This is a genomic window from Anabaena sp. PCC 7108, assembly GCF_000332135.1.
Lineage (GTDB): Bacteria > Cyanobacteriota > Cyanobacteriia > Cyanobacteriales > Nostocaceae > Anabaena.
Genome location: NZ_KB235896.1, coordinates 2,899,728 through 2,923,402, shown reverse-complemented (window position 1 = coordinate 2,923,402; position 23,675 = coordinate 2,899,728). Strand labels below are relative to the sequence as shown.

The 23,675-nt window shown below is 38.6% G+C and carries 16 protein-coding genes, 3 tRNA genes and 2 rRNA genes (1 of these 21 only partly in view); 8 read left to right on the top strand and 13 right to left on the bottom strand.

Annotation, left to right across the window (positions count from 1 at the left end; genetic code table 11):
• The 4 genes from ANA7108_RS0113810 to ANA7108_RS0113795 form a co-directional block, all read right to left on the bottom strand.
• A 23S ribosomal RNA gene (locus ANA7108_RS0113810) occupies positions 1–314 on the bottom strand (it extends 2,510 nt beyond the left edge of the window).
• A gap of 214 nt (positions 315–528) precedes the next feature.
• Positions 529–601: transfer RNA gene (locus ANA7108_RS0113805), tRNA-Ala, on the bottom strand.
• 90 nt (positions 602–691) lie between these two features.
• Positions 692–765: transfer RNA gene (locus ANA7108_RS0113800), tRNA-Ile, on the bottom strand.
• A 120-nt stretch (positions 766–885) separates the two neighbouring features.
• A 16S ribosomal RNA gene (locus ANA7108_RS0113795) occupies positions 886–2,374 on the bottom strand.
• The 16S and 23S rRNA genes sit together here with 2 tRNA genes alongside, the layout of an rRNA operon.
• Positions 2,375–2,683: 309 nt before the next feature.
• Here ANA7108_RS0113795 and glyQ point away from each other — a divergent pair.
• Complete coding sequence (gene glyQ, locus ANA7108_RS0113785) at positions 2,684–3,568, top strand: glycine--tRNA ligase subunit alpha (protein WP_016951386.1); 885 nt, start codon at positions 2,684–2,686, stop codon at positions 3,566–3,568.
• A 76-nt stretch (positions 3,569–3,644) separates the two neighbouring features.
• On the opposite strand, the gene ANA7108_RS0113780 is transcribed toward glyQ, so the two are convergent.
• The 9 genes from ANA7108_RS0113780 to ANA7108_RS0113740 all read right to left on the bottom strand — a co-directional run bounded on the left by ANA7108_RS0113780 (position 3,645) and on the right by ANA7108_RS0113740 (position 17,882).
• On the bottom strand, positions 3,645–6,890 hold the full coding sequence (locus tag ANA7108_RS0113780; protein WP_016951385.1) for a type ISP restriction/modification enzyme: 3,246 nt from the start codon (positions 6,888–6,890) through the stop codon (positions 3,645–3,647).
• A gap of 393 nt (positions 6,891–7,283) precedes the next feature.
• On the bottom strand, positions 7,284–9,170 hold the full coding sequence (gene ftsH2 / locus ANA7108_RS0113775; protein ID WP_016951384.1) for an ATP-dependent zinc metalloprotease FtsH2: 1,887 nt from the start codon (positions 9,168–9,170) through the stop codon (positions 7,284–7,286).
• Positions 9,171–9,431: 261 nt separating this feature from the next.
• Entirely contained in the window at positions 9,432–9,923 is a 492-nt protein-coding gene (locus ANA7108_RS0113770) for a hypothetical protein (RefSeq protein ID WP_026104178.1), read from the bottom strand.
• A gap of 122 nt (positions 9,924–10,045) precedes the next feature.
• On the bottom strand, positions 10,046–11,491 hold the full coding sequence (gene gltX, locus ANA7108_RS0113765; RefSeq protein WP_016951382.1) for a glutamate--tRNA ligase: 1,446 nt from the start codon (positions 11,489–11,491) through the stop codon (positions 10,046–10,048).
• 148 nt (positions 11,492–11,639) lie between these two features.
• A tRNA-Asp gene (locus tag ANA7108_RS0113760) sits at positions 11,640–11,713 on the bottom strand.
• Positions 11,714–11,838: 125 nt separating this feature from the next.
• Complete coding sequence (locus ANA7108_RS0113755; protein WP_016951381.1) at positions 11,839–13,350, bottom strand: serine/threonine-protein kinase; 1,512 nt, start codon at positions 13,348–13,350, stop codon at positions 11,839–11,841.
• A 59-nt stretch (positions 13,351–13,409) separates the two neighbouring features.
• Positions 13,410–14,972 (bottom strand): serine/threonine-protein kinase, encoded by a 1,563-nt coding sequence (locus tag ANA7108_RS0113750; protein WP_016951380.1) that lies wholly within the window; start codon positions 14,970–14,972, stop codon positions 13,410–13,412.
• Positions 14,973–15,194: 222 nt separating this feature from the next.
• Positions 15,195–16,379, bottom strand: a complete 1,185-nt coding sequence (locus ANA7108_RS0113745; RefSeq protein ID WP_016951379.1) for an esterase-like activity of phytase family protein — start codon at positions 16,377–16,379, stop codon at positions 15,195–15,197.
• 42 nt (positions 16,380–16,421) lie between these two features.
• Positions 16,422–17,882, bottom strand: coding sequence for a TM0106 family RecB-like putative nuclease (locus tag ANA7108_RS0113740; protein WP_016951378.1), 1,461 nt, complete (start codon positions 17,880–17,882; stop codon positions 16,422–16,424).
• 263 nt (positions 17,883–18,145) lie between these two features.
• On the opposite strand from ANA7108_RS0113740, the gene ANA7108_RS0113730 reads away from it, so the two are divergent.
• The 7 genes from ANA7108_RS0113730 to ANA7108_RS0113705 all read left to right on the top strand — a co-directional run bounded on the left by ANA7108_RS0113730 (position 18,146) and on the right by ANA7108_RS0113705 (position 23,659).
• Positions 18,146–19,306 (top strand): aminotransferase class V-fold PLP-dependent enzyme, encoded by a 1,161-nt coding sequence (locus ANA7108_RS0113730; RefSeq protein ID WP_016951376.1) that lies wholly within the window; start codon positions 18,146–18,148, stop codon positions 19,304–19,306.
• A gap of 57 nt (positions 19,307–19,363) precedes the next feature.
• A complete protein-coding gene (locus tag ANA7108_RS0113725; protein ID WP_016951375.1) occupies positions 19,364–20,446 on the top strand; it encodes a hypothetical protein in 1,083 nt (360 codons plus the stop codon).
• Between the two features lie 51 nt (positions 20,447–20,497).
• Complete coding sequence (locus ANA7108_RS0113720) at positions 20,498–20,911, top strand: secondary thiamine-phosphate synthase enzyme YjbQ (RefSeq protein WP_016951374.1); 414 nt, start codon at positions 20,498–20,500, stop codon at positions 20,909–20,911.
• A 245-nt stretch (positions 20,912–21,156) separates the two neighbouring features.
• Complete coding sequence (locus ANA7108_RS0113715) at positions 21,157–21,945, top strand: Nif3-like dinuclear metal center hexameric protein (RefSeq protein ID WP_016951373.1); 789 nt, start codon at positions 21,157–21,159, stop codon at positions 21,943–21,945.
• 306 nt (positions 21,946–22,251) lie between these two features.
• On the top strand, positions 22,252–22,458 hold the full coding sequence (locus ANA7108_RS0113710) for a hypothetical protein (protein WP_016951372.1): 207 nt from the start codon (positions 22,252–22,254) through the stop codon (positions 22,456–22,458).
• Between the two features lie 351 nt (positions 22,459–22,809).
• Positions 22,810–22,962 carry a hypothetical protein gene (locus tag ANA7108_RS30515; protein WP_192815429.1) on the top strand — a complete coding sequence of 51 codons (153 nt, stop codon included), beginning with the start codon at positions 22,810–22,812 and terminating at the stop codon, positions 22,960–22,962.
• 385 nt (positions 22,963–23,347) lie between these two features.
• Positions 23,348–23,659, top strand: a complete 312-nt coding sequence (locus tag ANA7108_RS0113705) for a DUF6679 family protein (protein WP_016951371.1) — start codon at positions 23,348–23,350, stop codon at positions 23,657–23,659.
• Positions 23,660–23,675: the final 16 nt, after the last annotated feature.

The window sequence follows — 23,675 nt, the reverse complement described above, 5'->3', positions numbered from 1 at the left end:
TAGTCTCCATGATTCGTTATTGCTGTCCCACTACCCCAAAAGGTAAACCCTTTGGTTTAGGCTCTTCCCCTTTCGCTCACCACTACTTAGGGAATCTCTATTGATTTCTCTTCCTCCAGCTACTAAGATGTTTCAATTCGCTGGGTTAGCTCATACCTGTCTATATATTCAACAGGCTGTATTTAGGGTTGCCCCATTCGGATATCTCCGGCTCATAGTTTGCTTCCAACTCCCCGGAGCATTTCGTCGGTAACCACGTCCTTCTTCGCCTCTGTGTGCCTAGGTATCCACCATTAGCCCTTATTAGCTTGACCACTTTTTACATTGGTTTCCACTTGCAAACTTTTCTGCTGCTCTGAATTCTTCTATACTCCGCTTTGAGTCTTTCACTCATCACTCGGTACTCATTACTCAGTACTCAGTTTCGTCTGCCTGCTTCTTTTCTCGTTACTATGCAGTTTTCAAGGTTCTGGCTGGTTAAATCCAGCAGTCTGAATCTTTATCCAGTTGCTGACTTCTTTTCCAATGTGGAGGTTAGCGGACTCGAACCGCTGACATCCTGCTTGCAAAGCAGGCGCTCTACCAACTGAGCTAAACCCCCATCAGCAATTAAAAATTGATAATTAAAAATTAAAAAACAAATTTTCTCTGCATTTTTAATTCTTAATTTTGAATTTTTAATTGATTCAGGTGGGCCATCCTGGACTCGAACCAGGGACCTCACCCTTATCAGGGGTGCGCTCTAACCACCTGAGCTAATAGCCCTTAATCGAACCAATCATAGTCTGAAAGCGTATAATCATACCTGCGACCGACCTAGGTTAGACCAATTTAGCGTCTAATTACTGTTTGTGTTCGACTTCTAAATGGATTAGGTCTCCCTAAAAAGGAGGTGATCCAGCCACACCTTCCGGTACGGCTACCTTGTTACGACTTCACCCCAGTCACCAGTCCTACCTTAGGCATCCCCCTCCTTTCGGTTGGGGTAACGACTTCGGGCGTGACCGACTTCCATGGTGTGACGGGCGGTGTGTACAAGGCCCGGGAACGAATTCACTGCAGTATGCTGACCTGCAATTACTAGCGATTCCTCCTTCACGAAGGCGAGTTGCAGCCTTCGATCTGAACTGAGCTACGGTTTATGGGATTTGCTTGCACTCGCGCGCTTGCTGCCCTTTGTCCGTAGCATTGTAGTACGTGTGTAGCCCAAGACGTAAGGGGCATGCTGACTTGACGTCATCCCCACCTTCCTCCGGTTTGTCACCGGCAGTCTCTCTAGAGTTCCCATCTTATTGCTGGCAACTAGAAACGAGGGTTGCGCTCGTTGCGGGACTTAACCCAACATCTCACGACACGAGCTGACGACAGCCATGCACCACCTGTGTTTGCGCTCCCTAAGGCACTCTCCCCTTTCAAGAAGATTCGCAACATGTCAAGTCTTGGTAAGGTTCTTCGCGTTGCATCGAATTAAACCACATACTCCACCGCTTGTGCGGGCCCCCGTCAATTCCTTTGAGTTTCACACTTGCGTGCGTACTCCCCAGGCGGGATACTTAACGCGTTAGCTACGGCACGGCTCGGGTCGATACAAGCCACGCCTAGTATCCATCGTTTACGGCTAGGACTACTGGGGTATCTAATCCCATTCGCTCCCCTAGCTTTCGTCCCTCAGTGTCAGTTGCGGCCTAGCAGAGCGCTTTCGCCACCGGTGTTCTTCCTGATATCTACGCATTTCACCGCTACACCAGGAATTCCCTCTGCCCCGAACGCACTCTAGCTATGTAGTTTCCACTGCTCTTACAAGGTTGAGCCTCGCTCTTTAACAGCAGACTTACATAGCCACCTGCGGACCCTTTACGCCCAATCATTCCGGATAACGCTTGCATCCTCCGTATTACCGCGGCTGCTGGCACGGAGTTAGCCGATGCTTATTCCTCAGGTACCGTCATTTTTTTCTTCCCTGAGAAAAGAGGTTTACAACCCAAGAGCCTTCCTCCCTCACGCGGTATTGCTCCGTCAGGCTTTCGCCCATTGCGGAAAATTCCCCACTGCTGCCTCCCGTAGGAGTCTGGGCCGTGTCTCAGTCCCAGTGTGGCTGATCATCCTCTCAGACCAGCTACTGATCGTCGCCTTGGTAGTCCATTACACTACCAACTAGCTAATCAGACGCAAGCTCATCTTCAGGCAGCAAGCCTTTTACCTCTCGGCACATCCGGTATTAGCCACCGTTTCCAGTGGTTGTCCCAGACCTGAAGCCAGATTCTCACGCGTTACTCACCCGTCCGCCACTAAATCCCTAAGGATTCCGTTCGACTTGCATGTGTTAAGCATACCGCCAGCGTTCATCCTGAGCCAGGATCAAACTCTCCGTTTTGGTTCGTTTTCTTTAGCTCTTTTGACCGTCTTTTTCAACCTCGGTCAGGTTATTTTCTTTACTGACGCAGAGTACTTGTTTTATACTGTCTTTCAAACTATAATATTTTCAAGGTTCGGTCTCCTTCGAGCGTCGCTTTCGTTCGGCTTCTCTCTCCGGCACTTATTCAATATATCTAACCTCTTTCTTCTTGTCAACTACTTTGACAAACTTTTTTCTTCGCTCTTTTTTAAATGGCTCAAAACTGCTCATAATGCTGGGTTTAGTCCACAATGGGTTAGGCATTATTGACTCAAGGAAGAGTAGAGCGTGAATTTTCAGACAGTAGTAAGTTTATTGCATCAGTTTTGGGGTGAGCGTGGCTGCTTAATTGCCCAACCTTATGACATGGAAAAAGGTGCAGGCACCAAGAATCCCCATACTTTTTTAAGAGCTTTAGGTCCTGAACCTTGGTCTGTAGCTTATGTTGAACCATGTCGTCGTCCTACAGATGGACGTTATGGCGAAAATCCGAACAGATTTCAGCATTACTATCAATACCAAGTATTGATTAAGCCTTCACCGGATAATATTCAGGAGATATATCTTGATTCTTTAAGGGCTTTAGGGATTTGTCCTGAAGACCACGATATTCGTTTTGTGGAAGATAACTGGGAAGATGCGACTGTGGGTGCTTGGGGTACTGGCTGGGAAGTCTGGCTAGATGGGATGGAAATTACTCAATTTACATATTTCCAACAATGCGGGGGAATTGATTGCCGTCCGGTGTCAATTGAGATTACCTATGGACTGGAGCGACTTGTAATGTACCTCCAGCAAGTAGAGGCAATTACGAATATTCAGTGGACAGACAACATTACATATGGAGATGTTCATCTTCAGGGCGAGATTGAACAGTGTACTTATAACTTTGAAGCGTCGAATCCTGAAATGTTACTGACACTATTTAATTTGTATGAGCAAGAAGCTACGCAATTAACAGAGAGAGAACTTGTTTTACCGAGCTTAGACTATGTAATTAAGTGTTCCCATAGTTTTAATTTGCTCGATGCACGGGGTGTAATTTCGGTAACGGAACGGACTCGTTACATTGCAAGGATTCGGCATTTGGCAAGAAAGGTGGCTCATTTATATGTTGAGCAAAGAAGAAAGCTAGGATTTCCACTGCAAATAACTGCTGTTGGCAAAAAATAGAACTCCAAGTTAGCGTTATCAATTTATGACTGCTAACGCTAACTCTTATGTTATTTTTCGTTTTTATAATGAATATTTACTCTATCGGAAAACCAGGAATTAAACTATCAATTTCCTGCATTAACCGCAAGGTTTCTGTTAAAGCAATTACTATTTTTTGATAATGAATAATTTCATCTTCAGATAATACTCGATTTGCATTTTTTCTATCTTTTAACCATTTATCTAATACTTGATATCCACCTATTTTAAATTCCCAGATGTGTTGGGGAATATCTGTAAAATAATTCTGTTTATTAATATACACTCTTTGCAATTCTGAATTATACGTAACTTCACTAACTTGATTTTCTCCTATTGCTTGATATGTAGTAATTAAATTATCGAGTTTCTCGGATTTCATTAAATGTAAATTAACTAATTCTTCTCCTTTTATAGCTAAAGAATTAAATAGTTTTTGATTACTAGTTAAGGGAAGACGAGGAAAATCAATCTTGAGAAATTCAGCGTATCTAGTGCGATAGGTAGGACTATGAAAAATAGCATAAGCATAATAAAATATGTACTCTGGTGTTGGTGTTTTACCAAGTTTGTTTTTGATAGCTTCTAAGAATTTTGGAGATAAATTAGAAGTTCTTTCTATAAAAAGATTAGTTTGTTTATTTTCTGTATTTGGATAAATGTAGAGAGGGAAAACACTTGGCCTACCTCTATTACTAAAAAAACTACGATTATCAACTATATGATTACAAACCATGAAATGTGTATATTGATTATCTCCTGAAGCTACTTGTCTCATTGCTAATAGTCCCAGGTTATTTTGAGTTAAATTTGTTAAAACTTTTTCTTGCATTCTTCTAAGAATACTATGAAAATATGTAAATCTTATATCAAATGGTCTGTAATATATCGGTTTAATTAGATCATTTTGTATACCATCTTTAATAATTAATAATCGGGATTTAAAAAAGTTCCAATTAGAAGAATCTGCAATTTTATAAATATCAGCTATGTCTTGATCAAGAATTGCAGGATTAGATAATTTTTTAATAAATTCTTGTATTTTGTTTTGATTGAAAGAAATTAAAACATCATCTTTTCCTGTTTCTATAACATTGGAATATACTAAAAATATATCCTGAAGATTCCAGTAATTTTGATATTCTTTCTCTATATCTAGAGAATAATTTATGGCTGTAAAAAAGTAATTAGGTGCAGTTGGTTGTAACTCTATCCAGTCAACATTATTTAAACTTGCAGATTCCAAAAACTTATATTTTTTATCACGACTTCCCCAAAGATCATAATATAATACTTTTGCCATTTCCTTAATTCCATCTCTGGATTTATAAGCAGTAGAAAAATAATCAGGTTCGCTTTTTTCTCGCACAGCAATTAAAATAGATACACCTTGTTGAATATCAAAAACATTTTGATCAACATTTCCATTTGGTGTAGTTTCTTTTAATAAAGAATTACCATGCAAATCCATAATATATAAAGTGTCAAAATACTTTAATAACTCCTCTCTCATTCCCCGATGAATTAAACCATTGAGATAGGAATGATTAGTAATAAAACCAATAATACCATAACCTTTAGGTGTTTTTTGAATTTGATATTGAGCAAACCGAATAAATTTAATATAATCGTCATCCAAAGGTTGAATATTCTTTTCTTTTTCTAACCTCACCCTACCTTTATATAATTCTAAAAGTTCCCCAATATGGGTTAATTCAGTAATGGTTTTACCTGCTTTTCCGGTTTTATAAATGCGATTCCAAACTGAACCAGTATATTCAACATCAGCTAAATATTTCTCATCTTGGTTTAAGAGTCTTTTGCGTTTACTAGCATTTTGGGAACTGACAGAATAAGGAGGATTTCCTAATACCACCATTACCGGAACTTCTGTTTTTACTTTTCCCGCTTGACTTGATTCTTCGGCTATAATTTGTGTGATTCCTGGAATCAAATCACCTTGTTTTATTCCTTCTTCCAACGCATTAGTTAAATAAACTTTTAATCTTTCCTCTGGTACAAATTTATAACCTAAATCTCCTAATAATAAACCTAATTTTAAATGTGCTATAGTGTAAGGAGTCATTAATAATTCAAAACCAAAGAGACGCTGTACAAGTTTTGCGTCTCTTAAAAAATTATTCCATTTATCAATCCCATATTTAGCAACATTATCTCGAATTTGTTTAATAACTGCATATAAAAAAGTTCCTGTACCTGTTGCGGGGTCAAGAATAGTTACTCTTCTATTTCCTAAACCATATTGTAAATCAAAGATTTCTTCATTCACTAAAATATCATTAACAGCACGCACAATAAAATTAACTACAGGTTCAGGAGTGTAATAAACTCCTCTACTTTTTCTTAATGAAGATTGATAAGCTGCTAAAAATGTTTCATAAAAGTGAATAACTGGGTCTTCTGTGCGGGTTTCTCTACCAAATGTTTCTAAAATGTTGGTCATATCAACTGTATTTAGTAATTCTACTAAATTTTCAATTGACTTATGAATTTTGCTGACGCTATCTGTAGCAATAACTATATCAAATAAACCTTTCAAAAAAGGGATTCTATCACTAATATAAATACTTGCTGTTGTGCGATTAAATGCAAATTGTCCAGGGTTTTGTGCATGACCAATTCTAGCAGTAAATAAACCATAAGCAATGGTTTGAGCATACATATCCGCAAAGCTTTGATTATCTATATCCAGAATCAATATTTGTTTAAATGTTTCTTTTAATTGATTTAATTGTTCGGTGTTTGTTTCTATATCTAAAGTTGAGAAAATCGCGTTTCTAATGGTTTTAGTATAAGCTGCCATTTCTTTAGCCAAATCATAATAGTTATTAATATCTTTAGCTTTTTGATCAAGAAATAATTGCAGTAATTCTGTGATAGGTTGTAAATCATCAACCAGCGTAATTTCACCTTGTTCTAAATCAGCTAATTTTGCAGTTTTTTCACATTCTCCATCGACATACCAACGAAATTCTAGATAATTAGTTAAAATCAAATTGTAACCAATATTGGATTCTAAATAACGTTTAATCTGTTCTGTTTTTTCGGTTTTAATTAAATCAACATTAATATCCTTAGCTTCGATATATCCCAAAACTCGGTCATTTTTTCTGATGGTAAAATCAGGAATACCTTCTTGATTACCTTTTTCTTCAATTCTGGCATTAATTCCAATCATTAAACCTTCAACTAGACGTTGTAAACTAGGGTAATGACTGCGTTCTCCACCGCGTTTAATGTTGGTTTGTATATCTTGGATGTAGTTATTAAAATCAAACATAACCAGCAGCACATGATAAATTATTTACTCAGGACTTACGCAAAATATCTCTCAAACCCTCATTCCTCCGTGTTCTCTGTGTCTCTGTGGTTCGTTGATTCCGTAACTAAAGCAACGGTAATCACTTCATTGGGTGTTCTATATTTACCAGTTTTTAACTGTTACTGCAATAACTTTTCTTGTTCTGAATCCAGAATAATTTGGATCATATCTCTTACCCTGTTACCAGTTTTCTATAATTATAACCATCAACATTGATTTATTTTGTTGGGTTGCGCTGTTGCTTAACCCAACCTACGGATTAAATTCTCTGCGTCCTCTGCGGTTTATTATTCCCAAAAAAATAGGGACGGCTTTTACCATCCCCATCAATTTCACATCTAACAAAAAACCTTACAGTTGCGGAACAAACTGTGACTTATCTGGTACAACAGCGTACTCAGCGACAATCTGACGGAATTCTTCACCGTCAATGGTTTCTTTTTCAATCAACAAATCAACCAAACGGTCTGTCACACTGCGATGTTCACGGATAATTTTCTTAGCGTTATCGTAACACTCTTCTGCGATCGCTCTAACTTGAGCATCAATGCGAGCCGCAATAGAATCAGAATACTCAGAACGTGTTGTCCAGTCACGACCCAGGAACACTTCACCCTGTTGGCTTTCCAGTGACAAAGGACCTAAGTCAGACATCCCAAACCGTGTTACCATTTGTCGTGCCATTCCTGATAACTGTTGTAAGTCTCCACCGGCACCAGTTGTCACTTCTGCTGGTCCAAAAATGACCTCTTCAGCAGCACGACCACCCAAAGCACCAGTAATTCTGGCTTTGAGTTGAGAACGAGAAATTAAACCTTGTTCTTCGTTAGGCATAAACCAGGTTAAGCCCTGCGCTTGTCCTCTAGGAATCAAAGTTACTTTTTGTACTGGGTCATGATCTTTTAATAAAGTACCCACCAAAGCGTGACCGATTTCATGGTAAGCAATTAACCGCTTACTCTTGCTGTCTACCAAAGGAGTTCCTTCCATACCAGCAACTACTCTGTCTACTGCATCATCTATTTCTAAGATGGTAATGCCTTCTTTGCGTCTTCTAGCGGTGAGGATAGCTGCTTCGTTGAGGAGGTTAGCTAAGTCTGCGCCGGTGAATCCAGGAGTACGACGTGCGATCGCTTCTAAGGATACACTCTTGTCTAATTTCTTATTACGAGCATGAACTTGTAAAACTTCCAAGCGTCCTTTAATATCAGGTGCGTCAACAGTTACTTGTCTGTCAAAACGACCGGGACGTAATAAAGCCGAGTCTAAAACATCAGGACGGTTGGTAGCAGCAATAATAATAATGCCAGTATTCCCTTCAAAACCATCCATTTCGGTTAGCAGTTGGTTGAGAGTTTGTTCTCTCTCATCATTACCACCACCGATACCTGCACCCCGTTGACGACCTACAGCGTCAATTTCATCAATAAAGATGATACAAGGAGCGTTATCTTTAGCTTTTTTGAACAAGTCGCGGACACGGGAAGCACCCACACCCACGAACATTTCTACAAACTCTGAACCAGAGATACTAAAGAATGGTACACCAGCTTCACCAGCAATCGCTTTTGCTAGTAAAGTTTTACCAGTACCAGGAGGTCCAATTAACAAGACACCTTTAGGAATTTTTGCACCTACAGCAGTAAATTTTTCTGGCTGTTTGAGGAAAGTCACAACTTCTTGTAGTTCTTCTTTCGCTTCTTCAATCCCAGCTACATCGTCAAATTTTACTCCGGTTTTCGCTTCCATTTGAAACCGAGCGCGGGACTTACCAAAATTCATAGCTTGGCCAGGTCCACCGGGAAGATTATTAGAACGACGGAACAAAAAGAACAAACCAGTAATCAATAACACTGGGAATACAAGATTACCTAATAAGCCCCAGATTGCGCCATCATTGCGGATAGGATGAGCGTCAAAACTAACTTTATGTTCTTTGAGTTTGTTAATTAACTCAGGCGCATTAGTAGGTAAATCAACTCGCCAGCGTTGAACGCGGTTTTCGATATCTTGGTCATTAGCTTCGATAATCGCTGTTCTACCACCATCATACAGGTCTACATTGGTAACGCGATCAGCGTCCAAGTATTCCAGAAACCGTCCATAGGTCATACGGGTATTAGCTGCATTCTTGCTTGCATCTACAGGAGCGTTTGCAAAAGCCCCTTGCCAGAAGAAAAAGCCAATTACTAAGGCCAGCAATGACCAGAGTGCTACGACTCTCCAAGAAAATTTCATCTTTAATTTACCTCTAGAAGCCAGTACAACTTAATCTGTGTAACGGATGTTTATAAATCCATTTTGTTTAATTGGATATCTGATTACCGTTGAGGTATTGCCACTAAGCTCTTAAGTCCATAGGGCAAATCCATAACGCCTCTCAAAAATCTTAATTAAAGTTAACTTAATTCTCATTTTAATACAAATACAGGGTCGTCGAGACACGGTGAATTCTTTTACTATCCCTTCCGTGTCCCTAAAACTTACAGAACCCTTGACCTACTTAACTTCTGTAATTTTTAAAGTGTAGGGTAGATATTTGCCTTTTTCGTATGAACCGACCCAAATTTTGTAAATTCCCTTCAACCATTCACCCACAATGCCGGGATTTTTACCATCAAAATCATCATTGCACCAAGTACCACCGGGTCCTTTAATCATAATAGTGGTGTCCCTGGGACTTTCCACTTGCAGCTTTAGGTAATCAAATTTACTTGTTAACTTGAGAGTATGATCTGGGGCTTTATCTACAAATCCTACACATGGTCCGGTGGGGGTTTCTTTCTCACCCACTTCGGTTGCGGCCACTGAGCCACCACTCATTCCTCTTACTTTTAAAGGATCTGGGGAAAATTGACGATTAATGGTGATATCCCCAAAAATTGGTGGTGTTTCTTCAGCATCAGCAGAACTATTAATTATGGAAGTACTACAGAGAGTAACTATCATCAAAGATAATCTTATTATTATATTGAACGCTTTTGTCGGCATTGTATTACATTCATTTTTAAGTATTTTTAAAGACATGAATTTTACACACTAAGTTCCCAATGCCGAAGATGGGGAGGTAGGGAGAATTTATTAATTATTCCCTATTCCCTGTTTCCCCTTACCTAATTGGCAGCTGTAATTGCTTGATTTAAACGTTGTTTATCTAAACCAATCTGATTTAATAATAACCATGATTGGATGAGATCTGGTCCATGTACATCTCCTGTTAAAGCGGCTCGGAGCGATCGCATAACTAAGCCTTTTTTCACTTTTTGCTCTTTCACCACTTGCTTAATGATCTCTTGGGCGCTATCTGGTGACAGTTGAGGCTGATTTTCTAAAGCTGTGAGGATACCTTGAAGTGTAGCTTTCACTCCTTCTTGCTGAAGTTGAGCCGAGCCTTCTGAGCTAAATTCTACTGCCTCTATAAAAAACATTTTGCTCATGGCTACAGCATCTACCAACCGAGTCAAACTAGCACCAATTAAACCTGCTAGTTGCTCTAACCAAGGACGCTCTCTACCACCAGAAAATGTATATCCAGCAGTTTCCCAAAAAGGTATAAGCAAATCGGTGAGTTTATCTACTGGCATACTATGGAGATATTGGCTATTCAACCAATCCAGTTTATCCCAGTCAAATTTAGCACCGGCTTTATTGACACGCTCAAAGGTAAATTCTTTGGCTGCTGCTTCCAAAGTAAAGATTTCTTGAGTTGAATCTGGAGCAGACCAACCCAACAAAGTCATATAATTAACCAAACCTTCAGCAGTAAAACCCATTTGCTGAAAATCGGAAATAGAAGTCACTCCATCCCGTTTGGAAAGTTTTCGCCCTTCTTGATTCAAAATCAGCGGTGTATGGGCAAATTCGGGAATTTGAGCGCCTAAAGCTTCATACAACAAAATCTGTTTAGCGGTGTTGGCGATATGGTCTTCACCACGAATCACATGAGTAATTTGCATATCAATGTCATCTACGACGACAACAAAGTTATACAGTGGTTGACCAGTACCTTCGGCGGAGGCGCGAGCGATGACCATATCACCACCCAAGTCACTGCCACGCCAACTCATTTTACCCCGTACTAAATCATTCCAGACAATTTCTCGTCCGTCGTCAATTTGAAAACGAATTACGGAAGAACGTCCTTCCGCTTCAAATGCGGCGCGTTGTTCTGGGGTGAGGTTACGGTGACGGTTGTCATAGCGAGGAGCTTCGTTTCTAGCTTTTTGCGCTTCTCGCAACGCCTCTAGTTCATCAGATGTGGTGTAGCAGCGATAGGCTAATCCCTGTTCTAACAGTTTTTTAACTGCTGCTTGGTAGAGATCCAGCCTTTGGGATTGGAAAAAAGGACCCTCATCCCAGTTCAATCCTAACCAGCGCAGTCCTGACAGAATATTATCAGTATATTCAGGGCGCGATCGCTCTAAATCTGTATCTTCAATTCTCAGAATAAACTTGCCGCCATGGTGACGGGCAAACAGATAATTGAATACAGCAGTTCTGGCTGTACCAATATGTAAATTTCCAGTTGGACTTGGAGCAATACGGACTCTAACGGTCACAGTTAATTCTCTCTTTCACAAAGCAAAACAGGTGCTGAGTTCTGAATACTGAGTCCTGGTTTAAAACCATTCATCCATTAAAATCTTTTTGATTAACTCAAAATCATCTAAATTCAGCACTTAGTACTCATGACTCAGCACTTGAGAACGGGACTGACGGGGCTCGAACCCGCAACTTCCGCCGTGACAGGGCGGTGCTCTAACCAATTGAACTACAGTCCCTTGTGTTTAGCAACTTTATTAGTATTGCTCCTTTTTTTCTATTTGTCAAGTACTTGGGAAGAAGAATGTTGATAGTTTTTCTAGTTCCTCGTTTCCTAAACCATAATCCAACACAGCTAGTTTCTCTAAGCAACAATCTGAGGTTGAGATTCCAGATATTGTAGCATTTGAGACTGTATTTGTTTATACTGATGTTTTAACATCTTTTTGCTGACTTGGGAGAGAGCAGAAGATGGTAGCTGCTGACTTTGTTTCACCCAATTTTTCAATTTTTTTTGCTGTATTGGCGCTATGCTGCTGCTGAGAACATTGGCACAGGTATGGGGTGTTTCTAGGGTAAAAAGAATCAAAGGGTAAGATGTATAGTTGGTCAATGTCGATACCAACTGAAGATTTTGAGAATTTTGCATATCTAAGTAGCAAGGTAGCCACTTGGGTACAACCTGCCGACCATAAAGTACTGTCACCCACAGTAACATCGGGTGAGGGGAGGTAATAAAGATAAACTGGTTATGAAGGATGGTATGAGCGCGATTTATAATTTCTTGTTGAGGCAGCATCAGCCATAGAGCTGCCATAGAGCCTTTTTTAGTATTTATTAACTGTGGAAAAACAATTTCCTGAATGGGTTTATTTTCAGGCCACACAAGTTCCCGACAGGTTTGTGTAATTGTGATTGGTAATTCTGAACTCAATGAACCATGAGGAGTGGATTTATTTTCTACACTAGCTATCTGGTTTTGATGAGCAGACTGTTCTATTTTTGACAATGTTTGCAGAATTTCCGCGATATTTTGCGGACGATTGACTAAGTCTTTTTCTAAACAAGTCATGATTAAATCATTTAACTGCTGAGGTACTTGAATATAGGGATTTACCTCAGGAATTGATTTTGGCTGTTCAAATTTGTGTGCTTTATACCAAGCTCCAAAATATTGAGTTTCTAGCTGCCAAGGTTTTTGTCCTGTCAGCATTTCAAACATCATTACACCCAGACTATAAATATCAGAACGACTATCTACTTCATCCCCTTCTAATTGTTCTGGAGAACAGTATGGTAAAGTCCCATGAAATCCTTTTGTATGAATAACATTGGAAGAATTTAAAAATTTTGCAATACCAAAGTCTAAAATTTTTACTAATTGCCCCAAAATGGGATCAGGGATCACTATTATGTTAGCTGGCTTAATATCTCTATGAACTAGTGGATGAATTTTTCCATCTATACTAATACCTTTATGAGCGCACTGTAAGCCTAAACAAATCTGGCGTGCTAGAGTAAAAAACATTGACAAAGGTACGGGAATTAAATCTTTTAATCTTTTGCCAGATAAATATTCCATGACATAAAATGCTTTGCCACTTTTACTCATACCATAATCATAGGCGCGGACAATATGTATGCTCTTTTGGCTCAAAGCGGCACTGAGTAGGGCTTCACGGTTAAAGCTTTCTTGGATTTTGGGGTTGGCAAATGTTTGGGATAGAAATTTTATGGCAACAGGTGTGCCTCCTAGCAAAACATCATGTGCTAAAAAAACTTCACCCATGCCACCTTTACCAATTAATTTCTTAAGCTGGTAACGATTAACAAGCAACTCCTGATTTTCTGGAGAGGCGAATGGGCTTGTGTTCACTTTAATAACCTCTAAATTGAAATGAGAAAATTTTAATTAATTGATTAATATGGCTAGATTTATGATGAAGATTTAAATAAATCAAATAATTTTACTAGCCAAGATTTGAAAATAACTGTAGATTTTGGTTCTTGTGTATTTAGTTTTTGGCTAACTGCTAATCTGAGTTTTTCATATTCCATTTTAAGAATGCTTTTTGCTTGGCTGGGAGAAATATTCGTTTCGTCAAAATTTTGATTTAGGTTATCTGCTAGAGTCTGCCGCTGTTGAGCTGTAAGAATAAAAGTTTGGACGTGGGAACATTTCTGAGGTTCTTCACGGGCGAAAAATAGCAGATGATAGTAACCTGTTACTGCTAAAGTCCGTAATATTTTTTCCTCCCTAATGTCTTTTAGGTCTAAGTAATGAGATAGCCATCTTGTGATTGAAGACTGATCATCATAAAGCATTGTTACCCATAACACCATTGGGTAGTTATCCATCTTACTAATAAATTCAGTTGTATATATTTTTTCTTTAAATTTAATGATTTCTGTTTGCGGTAACATCGCCCAAAAAGTTGCTATATTGCCTTTTGTTGTTTGTAAAAGCTGTGGGAAACAAATTAAGGCAAGTGGTTTATTTTTAGGCCAATGTTTCTGCCAACATTCCTTTTCAGAAGTTGATGTTAAAGGTACTAGTTTGACAGTAGTATTGCTGAAATCATTTTGATTAATTTCTGTTTTGATTTTGGCTAAATTATCCAATATTTCGCGGATATTTTGGGGTCTACCATTTACATTTTTTGCTAAACAACGTCTGACTAATTGCTGTAATTCATAAGGGATTTTAACTTGGGGATTAACTTCTTCAAATGTCGGTGGATTTTGAACACAATGAAGTTTACACCAAATACTAAAAGAGTGATTTGTTGTATAAAATGGATGTTTTCCTGTCAACATTTCAAACATCAACACTCCCAAACTATAAATATCAGAGCGCACATCTAATATTTTTTCTCCTTGCATATGTTCTGGAGAAGAGTAAGGTAGACTACCTATAAAAGATTCAGTCATTGTCATTCCACTACTCTCTGTTAAAAATTTGGCAATGCCAAAATCAAGGATTTTGACTATTTCTGATTTTTTACCATGATTATTGATAAATATATTTTCTGGTTTAATATCTCTATGAATAACGGGATAAATTTTGCCATCTAATGTTACTCCTTGGTGAGCGCAATGCAATCCTAAACAAATTTGCTGAGAAAATTCTATAAATTTGGGAATAGTTAAACTTTCAATTTTAAGAATTTGTTTTATGGTTTTCCCAGATAGATATTCCATAACGTAAAATGGTATTCTTTCATTAGTGATTCCATAAGTCAAAACTCGCGTAATATGTGGACTTTTTCTACCTAATTGAGCGCCAATAAAAATTTCTCTACCAAAGCGTTGAGCGGTTTGCTGATTGGCTATATTTAAAGAGAGTATTTTAACTGCAACCAACATACAGCTTCTGCTCACATCTTCAGCTAGATAAACTCTACCCATTCCCCCTTTACCAAGTAAGTTTTTAATTAAATAGCGGTTGTTTAATAATTTCCCAATGTAGATGTCTGATTCATTTTTATATTCATTCATATCCTAGATGTTATGATGCACCACAAAATCCATAAATACAGTTTTTTATTTTAAATCTTGAAAAGGGATTTGATGTTCCCTTTTAGTTTTGCTAAGTATGTAAAACTTACCTAATCTTATGTAACATATTTTTGCAGTGTCTGTTAGCAGTAATCATACTTAAATTATATCAAATAGCAGTCAATATGCCCAAGATCATGAGTAATTATACGTAATTAGCAGTTATTGAGTTCCATGGATTTGCAGCAGGTTCCAGAACTTGGTTAATGGGGATGCTATTTTGAGTTTAAAGGCTAGTATTTGGGTGGTTTGTAGTCCGTTGAAATTATTATCGCTGATCAGTATTAAAGAAGGTTCACCATCTGGTAGTTTTGCACCTAGGGTTAAGCCTTCAATATTGTCTAAAGCTACATCTAGAGTTTGCAAATCTAATAACAGTTTTTTTGTGACTGGTTGAACTAATGGTGTATCAACAGCTACCATACTATTGATATTGTGAATGTCATCAGCGTTATCTAAGGAAACTTGAAATAGGAAAATTGCAAATCCCAAGCCAGTAAAAGACCTTTCTATAGTCAATAAGTGTCCTTGATTATCGAGGGCAAGTAAATCAGGTAGTCCACTAGCAAACCTGCCTGTCAAATTAAATACAGGTGTGACAGGTTCTGTTGGGTATAGGAATTCTTTTTCTGGCTGGTTAGTTAACAGGTTATACTGCAAAATACGGCAAGGTGTACCAGATCCAGATTTAGCAGCTTCACCGTCTTGAATTAGAGCATTTTCGCTGGCTGTAAATAGGGAATTTTCGTCAGGTGTGATAGTGAGACTTTCAAAAGCTAGGTTATTGCGGACACCTTTCTTTCCTCTGGGATCTGGTAAAAATTTATCTGGTATGGGTAAAGTGGTTTTTAACTGGCCAGAAGCTAGGGAAAACTCTTGAATAAAAGGATTAATTAACTGCTGAACGTCTCCTTCAGAAGCAATAAAAACAGTTGATTTTTTGGTTAAAGCGATACCTTCTGTATCTGTAATCCCTTTTGTGAAAGGTTGATTATTAGCATTTAAGAGGGTAGTTACTGCTACAGGTATAACTCCATTTTTTGTGAGTTTACCCTGGCTAAGGTCTATTTTGAGTGTATAAAAACGCGGAGGTGCTTTTTCTCCTCGGTCATCGGAGATGGCATAATAAAGGTCGGTTTTATCATCATAGGTAATTCCTGATAATCCTCCAACTTCGGTTTTTTGGAAGGATAAACCAGTAGGTAAGGTGGCTTCACCAATAAATTCGATGCCAGATACTATCACTGATGCAGATGCAAAATTACTGATAAATAATGTAATAATTGTAATCAGGATGAGAAAGTAAATAACTGGTGGCGGTTTCCAGAGTTTTTTAAGAAGCTGCATGAATTTACTGAAGATGATATGGACTACTATGCTGTCAAGTAATTACGCCAAATGTCTAGCATATTCGTTCTGAAAAAAGTTGACTAGCCAATCTTTAACTTTACGGGTGGCGCGGCAGTCGTCTTCGTTGTATCGTTGGATGAGTTCTAGTAAAGTGCGATCGCTTGTTTCTAACCATTGATCATACCAGTAGATACATTTAGCACCACTAGCTTCTTTATCACGCCACTCAAATCCTAACCAACGTGCGATCGCTTTTAAAGCATAACTTTCGATTGGTAAAGCAACGCTTTGGGTTAATTGTTCATAAATATCTACAAAGCGATTGAGTATGGGCTGTACTGAAGTGTGCGGTGTGCGGTAAAGTCTTGCTAACCGTTTGACGGTATCAAATTCATAAGCGCAAAAATGATATACTGGGGCTTGGGGATATTGCCAGACTAAATCTAGAAATTGCTGCCAAATCAATTCTTCTTGGGCTGGTGTTTCTGCTAAAAATGAATAAAACTGTTCGCTGTTAGCTTGTCTATCCACTACCAAAACCCCTAACAGGTAATTTAAGTTTAAATCTGGTTGGGCTTCAATATCGAAATATAGCTCGATTGGAGCTGTAAATGTCAGTTCTTCTCCAGGAAGAGGGTATGGTAAGACTAGGGGCTGCTTGGTAAAAGTTGATTTTGCTTGGACTATTAATTTAGATGCAACATCAGCATCAAACCCAATCAAGTTTTCTAAACTGCTAGAACTCGTATTCGCCAATGCTTCCAGTGTAGTAGTCGATAAAGCTTGTAGTTGAGTGTAGCGAATCGGTGTTACACCAGGCAATAGGGAAAGATGTTCTTGAGATTGTGCGATCGCATAACAATGATTATACCAGTGACAGAGATTGCATTTTTGCCGAGCAATAAATACCTCTGGCGGTTCTGGTGACTCTATCATTTGAACATACTCCGCCAAAATCTCCAGCATTTGTGGTATCCATTTATCCACATCTACCACATAGGTCGAGTCTTTATTCCGCAAAATCAGCCAAGCTTCTTGATGTATATTTTCCTGTAAAGCCGCCAAAATTTCGGCGTGAAAAGCCGCAACAACTTGATATTCTTGTTTAGGACGTTTACCTAGTTGAATATCCAAGGGAACATAAACCCAATCTCCAAGCCATGATTTTCCTGGTTGTTTGACAAGTAAATCTGGACGACTCAGTAAGGTATATTTGTCTACATAATTGGCTAATAACACTCCGCGATGAATGAAATCAACCCCTTGCTGCATTAATTCTATGGTTGCTGCTGCGCCGGCTTGCCAGTTTTTTCGGGGATATTCAGGTTGGTGATACTCCAAGTTTTCCATTACACTCTGCTGATGAGCAATTTTGTCTTGTTGTACTTTCACCAGCAATTCATGGGTAACTACTCGTTGGTTATAGTCACCGTGAGTATCTAAAAAAGGCCGCCGTTTACAGCGTTGATATTGGAGTAGGTTTTCAGCATTGATTAACATCCTTTTAAGCTAACAATAATTATGGGTTTTTAGGATAGACGGCCGAAGTTACTTGAATATGGATTTAATGAACCGCGAAGGCGCGAAGGGCGCGAAGGAAGAAGGAAGAAGGAAGAAGGAAGAGGGAAGAAGGAAAATAGGTAATTTTTGACTGGGAAGTGTGTAGGAGGTAGGGGGGAATAGTATTAATATGGGGTTTCCTGCTAAATGGCGAATCTAAAATCTAAAATCTAAAATCTAAAATCTAAAATCCAAAATTCACTATGTTGCATCACCATCGCGCCCAATTTCCGGCTTTAGGGAATAAGGTTTATTTTAATTATGGTGGACAAGGACCAATGCCTCAAGGGGCTATGGATGCTATTACCCAAACTCAAGCTCATATTCAGGATATTGGTCCGTTTGGAACTGAGGCTTATGCTTGGATTTCACCCCAAATGCAAACTACTAGGCAAGCGATCGCTTCTGTGTTAAATGTACCATTTGACACGATTACTCTCACGGGTAATGTCACAATTGGCTGTAATATTGGGATGTGGGGTATCAATTGGCAAGCTGGTGATCATCTATTACTCTCTGATTGTGAACACCCCGGAGTAATTGCTACTGCTCAGGAAATTAGCCGCAGATTCGCTGTAGAAGTTTCTATTTGTCCCCTGAAGGCAACTTTAAATGAGGGTGATCCTCTCTCTATTATTGCCGAAAATTTACGCCCCAATACCAGGCTTGTGGTTTTAAGTCATGTCTTGTGGAATACAGGACAAGTTTTGCCTCTTGACAAAATTGTCGAAATATGCAGGAATAACAATTCTTTGCTGTTGGTAGATGCTGCACAATCGGTGGGTGTTCTACCTTTAAATTTAACGGAATTGGGTGTAGATTTCTATGCTTTCACCGGTCATAAGTGGTTATGCGGTCCTGCTGGTGTTGGTGGTTTGTATGTGCGTCCAGAAGCGAGAGAAAGTTTGCAACCGACTTTTATCGGTTTGGACGGAATAATTACCAATATTCAAGCGCAACCAGTTAATTGGCAACCAGATGGGCGAAGATATGAAGTGTCTACCCTAGCAACTCCATTGTATGTGGGATTAAGGGAAGCGATCGCAATCCATCAAAAATGGGGAACAGCAGCAGAACGATATGAGCAAATTTGCCATAATAGTGAATATCTTTGGCGTAAATTGACAAATTTACCGGAAGTTAAATGTTTAAAGAACTCCCCACCCGAAAGCGGTTTAGTATCTTTTCAACTTGCCAACAATCAGCCTAGTTTGAAGTTAGTACAATTTTTAGAAGCGCAAAAAATCTTAACTCGAACAATTGCTAATCCAAATTGTATCCGCGTCAGCGTTCATTATCTAACTTTAGAATCAGAAATTGACCAATTAATCACAGCAATCAAACAATTCACAATTCAAAATTAAACAAGTTCTCCGCATCTTTTTTATTTGCGGTAAAAACCCCAAAACCTAAAACCTAAAATGGAACGCCCTATCCTATATATAGCCATCACCAATCACGGCTTTGGCCATGCTACCCGTACCGCATCAATAGCTGCAACAATTCAAAAACTGTGTCCAGAAATATTATTAATATTAGTCACCACTGCTCCCCGCTGGTTGTTAGAATCTTATATAAAAGGTGATTTTATCCTCCGTCAAAGGGCATTTGATTTAGGTGTCATCCAAACTGATAGTTTAACGATGGATAAATCAGCAACCTTAGCCAAGTTAAAAGAAATTAAAAAAAATCAAAATTCTTTAATTGCATCTGAAGTTAATTTCATTCGTCAAAATCGTGTTAATCTCATATTGGCAGATATTCCCTTTCTCGCAGCTGGATTTGCAAAAGCAGCAAATATTCCCTGCTGGATGATGAGTAACTTTGGTTGGGACTTTATTTATCGAGATTGGGGTGGGGAATTTATAGAAATTGCTGATTGGATTAATGATTGGTATGCAAAAAGCGATCGCTTGTTTCGTTTTCCCTTTCACGAATCTATGCCAGCTTTTGCTAATATCACAGATGTGGGTTTAACAGGTAGTTCTCCAAACTTCCCTGCTGAGGAATTACGCGCTAATTGGGGAATAACAGCACCGCTAGAAAAAACTATTTTACTTACCTTTGGTGGTTTAGGTTTACAGGAAATTCCTTATAATAATATTGATAAGTTTTCCGATTGGCAATTTATCACTTTTGATTCTTCAGCACCTGATTTACCAAACTTAGTTAAAGTGACAAATCGTCAATATCGTCCAGTTGATTTTATGCCAATTTGTGGACGAGTTATTTCTAAACCAGGTTATAGTACTTTTGCAGAAGCTACGCGTTTAGAATTACCTATTATTACCATCCCTCGTGATGATTTTGCTGAAGCTGTTTTACTCTTAGAAGGAATAAAAAATTACAACCAACATCAAATCATCAACCCCAAAGATTTCTTTCAAGGAAATTGGGATTTTCTTCATGACTCACCCCAACCACCAAAACAAAATCAACCCTTAGCTAAAGATGGAAACGAAACTATAGCTAAATCTGTGATAAATTATTTTCAATCAATGTAGATAATATTGAAGAAATACTTCTCAATCTAAAATCTAAAATCTAAAATTGGTATGACACATTACCAAAAATTATTGAAAGTTTCCACTACTGGGAAATCATTTCAAAACATTACCGCCAAAATCGCCGCCATAGTTGCCGAATCAGGAGTAAAAACTGGACTTTGTACTTTATTTTTGCGTCACACTTCTGCCAGTTTAGTCATTCAAGAAAATGCAGATCCTGATGTATTAATAGATTTAGCAAATTTCATGGCTAAATTAGTCCCAGAAGGCAACCATTATATCCATGATGCCGAAGGTGCAGATGATATGCCAGGCCATATTCGCACAGTTTTAACTCATACTTCCGAACAAATACCTATTAATAATGGTTATTTAGTGTTGGGAACATGGCAAGGCATCTATATTTGGGAACATCGTCAGCGCAGTCAAACAAGAGAGTTGGTAGTTCACATTTCTGGATAAGCTACCAGTACAGTAGATATCAAGCCGATTTGATTTCATGTTCGCTTAATGACTTGTCAAAAAAAACTCTCCGCGTCTCCGCGTCCCCCCTGTCTCCGTGTGGTTCCCTAACTATAAATCTTTAACCCACATTCAGCACTCCTGGTGTAAAAAGTTCATCTTAGCTTTAGATAAAGTACGATGTATCTTAACAATTAACAACATAGCGCTTGATATAATTACGGATGACTGTGCCTAAAATATCTATGAAAATTGCTGATTTAATTAACTGGTTTGAAGAATGGGCAAATCCCGCTTGGTGTGAAAGCTGGGATAATTGTGGTTGGCAGATTGAACCAGGTGTATTGCCGGAAGAAGCAAGGGTGTTGGTGTGTTTGACTCCAACGTTAGCGGTAATGCAAGAAGCGATATCTCTGAATGCTAATCTGATTTTTGCCCATCATCCTCTGATTTTTCATCCCCTCAAATCTTTATGCACTGGGGAAGCACTTACAGAAATGGTGCGGTTATCTTTTACTCACAAAATTGGTGTATATAGCGCTCATACAAATTTTGATCAGGTAAAAGATGGCACAGCGGATGTTTTAGCACAAATGCTACAACTGCAAGCAGTATCTCCCATAGTCCCTACCCAAGCAGGTTTAGGTTATGGACGTGTAGGAATGCTGGAACCATCTCTGACTTTACAGGAATTATTGACCACCATTCAAACTCGACTGAATCCGCCAAAGTTGATTTTTTCCCCTACGGCTGATTTGCAGCAAAAGATTTCACGAGTTGCGGTTTTGGGTGGTTCGGGTGCAGGTTTTATTTCCGAAGTTGTCAAAACCAAAGCTCAAGCTTATCTTACCTCTGATTGTAAGTTCCATCAATTCCAAGAAAGTAGAGACAAGGAACTCATTCTTATAGATGCTGGACATTATGCCACTGAACGCCCAGCGTGCGATCGCTTGGTACAAAAATTCCAAACTCTCAACTTAGATTGGGTGCAATTAAGTCAAAGGGATGAGGATTTCCGGCAGTTTTTACCCTGATTAAATATTTTGGCAATTTGTACTTTTAAGTAATAAAAATTACTTAAAGTGTTGATGCATCTGTATATTTAAATACGAACCATTCGCTAACCGTTTCAATTAAATAACCACTTTTTTTGTAGTATTAACTTCTAAGTAATTCCGTGAGAGCCTTGCAAATCATAGTATTCTTGTAAGATTTTCGTGATTGAAATCACAATAATAATGTAATGACAATCACTGGATTTTACTGTTCTATATCAATGTAATTAGCAAGCAAATGTTTCATACTAGGACTGATAAACCTTTCATTATGCCCTATTTATCATGATTCGTACACTTATCGCATCTGCTTTCCAAACTGGATATCTTAGTGTTGAATCTGAGGGTTTACTGCGTCAGGTATTAGAGACCAAGTGCTATCAACCAGAAGATTTAAAAGATATTGAATCTCTATACGAAGCCATTCACACAGGTAAAATTAAGCGAGAAGCTTCGTCCAAAAACCTGATGAAATTCCCTATCCTCAACTAATCTCACTTAATCTCACTAACAATTGCTCCACAAAATTTAATATACAGCCGGAATGATCCGAATATAGAATTTTACTGCCTGCCTGTTTGGGAATCATTGCAGGTTAACATTAATTAAGACTACTACAATACCTTTTGTCTGCCGCCACACTACTAAGTAGATGGCAAAAATACACTTGACATCAATCGAGTCTGTAAAATACGGTTGTATTATCACAGGTTACAAATAAAAACTCAAAACTCTTCAGGTATTGTTGTTGAAAACAATGAAGGTAAGCCACAGAATGAGTTAAGATCAAATACATTAAGGGTTAAAAGTACAGCCAAGTCCCCAGACTTCCTAGAAATGCCAATGACTACAAGTAGGCAACTCAAACAACCGCAATCATCGCTTGTTTTGCAGTACTATTTATTACATAACGGTAGTAAGGAATCACCACCACATATTAACCTGGTTAGGACAAATCCAGAATTGTTTGACTTCTATGAAGTAGACATTCTCTAGCATTGCCCCAAAAGAGATTGAATTCAACTGATACAGTCACCATATGTTTATGACCCAAGCTTTCCCTATATCTAACTACTACAACCAAGTTATTGTTAGATTGGGTTAAGAGACTTAACTAGTACCGCTTCTCTGCGAGAGGCGATGCCTACGCGGAATTCAAAATACTCACCAAGTCGCTTTGCGTCTACAGAGTATCTACAAAATTCAAAATTCCCAAATCTTATGAACTAAGTTTTTTATCAATTTTGAATTGTAGATTGATTTCTGCCACCTTGTACTAGTTCTGAACTGTAGAATTGACCTCTTAAGGGTGTATTTTACTGGGGTAAAACCCGAATTTTGACAGGTTTAACTACGTTGTTTAAAAAGGCAGAAGCAGTACATGCTACACCGCAAGATTTATCAACTGTGTTGCGACGGGCGGGAGGTATGTGTTTTTTTGCGGGATCAGCAACGCTGGATAGAGCGGGCCCGCATCATCGATATAGAGGGTGATTTAGTGACTCTACGCTATGAAACAGACGAAGAAGACGAAGTTTGTTCTTGGGAAGAGATGGTTCGCCTAGAAAGCATTGGCGCTGTAACGCAAAAATTAGCTTCCGTACCACGGGGTAATGTGGAACCTCTCATGACTGAAGATTGTCCTGAGGCGGAGCGTATCCGCAACCCATACACAGACTCAAATCCAGACTAATTATATCTGAGTAAGT

Bases quoted from the DNA above. Each gene is read 5' to 3' on its own strand.
- ANA7108_RS0113780 (WP_016951385.1), bottom strand. From the start codon at position 6,890: ATGTTTGATTTTAATAACTACATCCAAGATATACAAACCAACATTAAA.
- ANA7108_RS0113705 (WP_016951371.1), top strand. From the start codon at position 23,348: ATGCTACACCGCAAGATTTATCAACTGTGTTGCGACGGGCGGGAGGTA.
- ANA7108_RS0113720 (WP_016951374.1), top strand. From the start codon at position 20,498: ATGACACATTACCAAAAATTATTGAAAGTTTCCACTACTGGGAAATCA.
- ANA7108_RS0113715 (WP_016951373.1), top strand. From the start codon at position 21,157: ATGAAAATTGCTGATTTAATTAACTGGTTTGAAGAATGGGCAAATCCC.
- ANA7108_RS30515 (WP_192815429.1), top strand. From the start codon at position 22,810: ATGACTACAAGTAGGCAACTCAAACAACCGCAATCATCGCTTGTTTTG.
- ANA7108_RS0113745 (WP_016951379.1), bottom strand. From the start codon at position 16,379: ATGCAGCTTCTTAAAAAACTCTGGAAACCGCCACCAGTTATTTACTTT.
- ftsH2 (WP_016951384.1), bottom strand. From the start codon at position 9,170: ATGAAATTTTCTTGGAGAGTCGTAGCACTCTGGTCATTGCTGGCCTTA.
- ANA7108_RS0113725 (WP_016951375.1), top strand. From the start codon at position 19,364: ATGGAACGCCCTATCCTATATATAGCCATCACCAATCACGGCTTTGGC.
- ANA7108_RS0113750 (WP_016951380.1), bottom strand. From the start codon at position 14,972: ATGAATGAATATAAAAATGAATCAGACATCTACATTGGGAAATTATTA.
- ANA7108_RS0113730 (WP_016951376.1), top strand. From the start codon at position 18,146: ATGTTGCATCACCATCGCGCCCAATTTCCGGCTTTAGGGAATAAGGTT.
- ANA7108_RS0113770 (WP_026104178.1), bottom strand. From the start codon at position 9,923: ATGCCGACAAAAGCGTTCAATATAATAATAAGATTATCTTTGATGATA.
- ANA7108_RS0113740 (WP_016951378.1), bottom strand. From the start codon at position 17,882: ATGTTAATCAATGCTGAAAACCTACTCCAATATCAACGCTGTAAACGG.
- ANA7108_RS0113710 (WP_016951372.1), top strand. From the start codon at position 22,252: ATGATTCGTACACTTATCGCATCTGCTTTCCAAACTGGATATCTTAGT.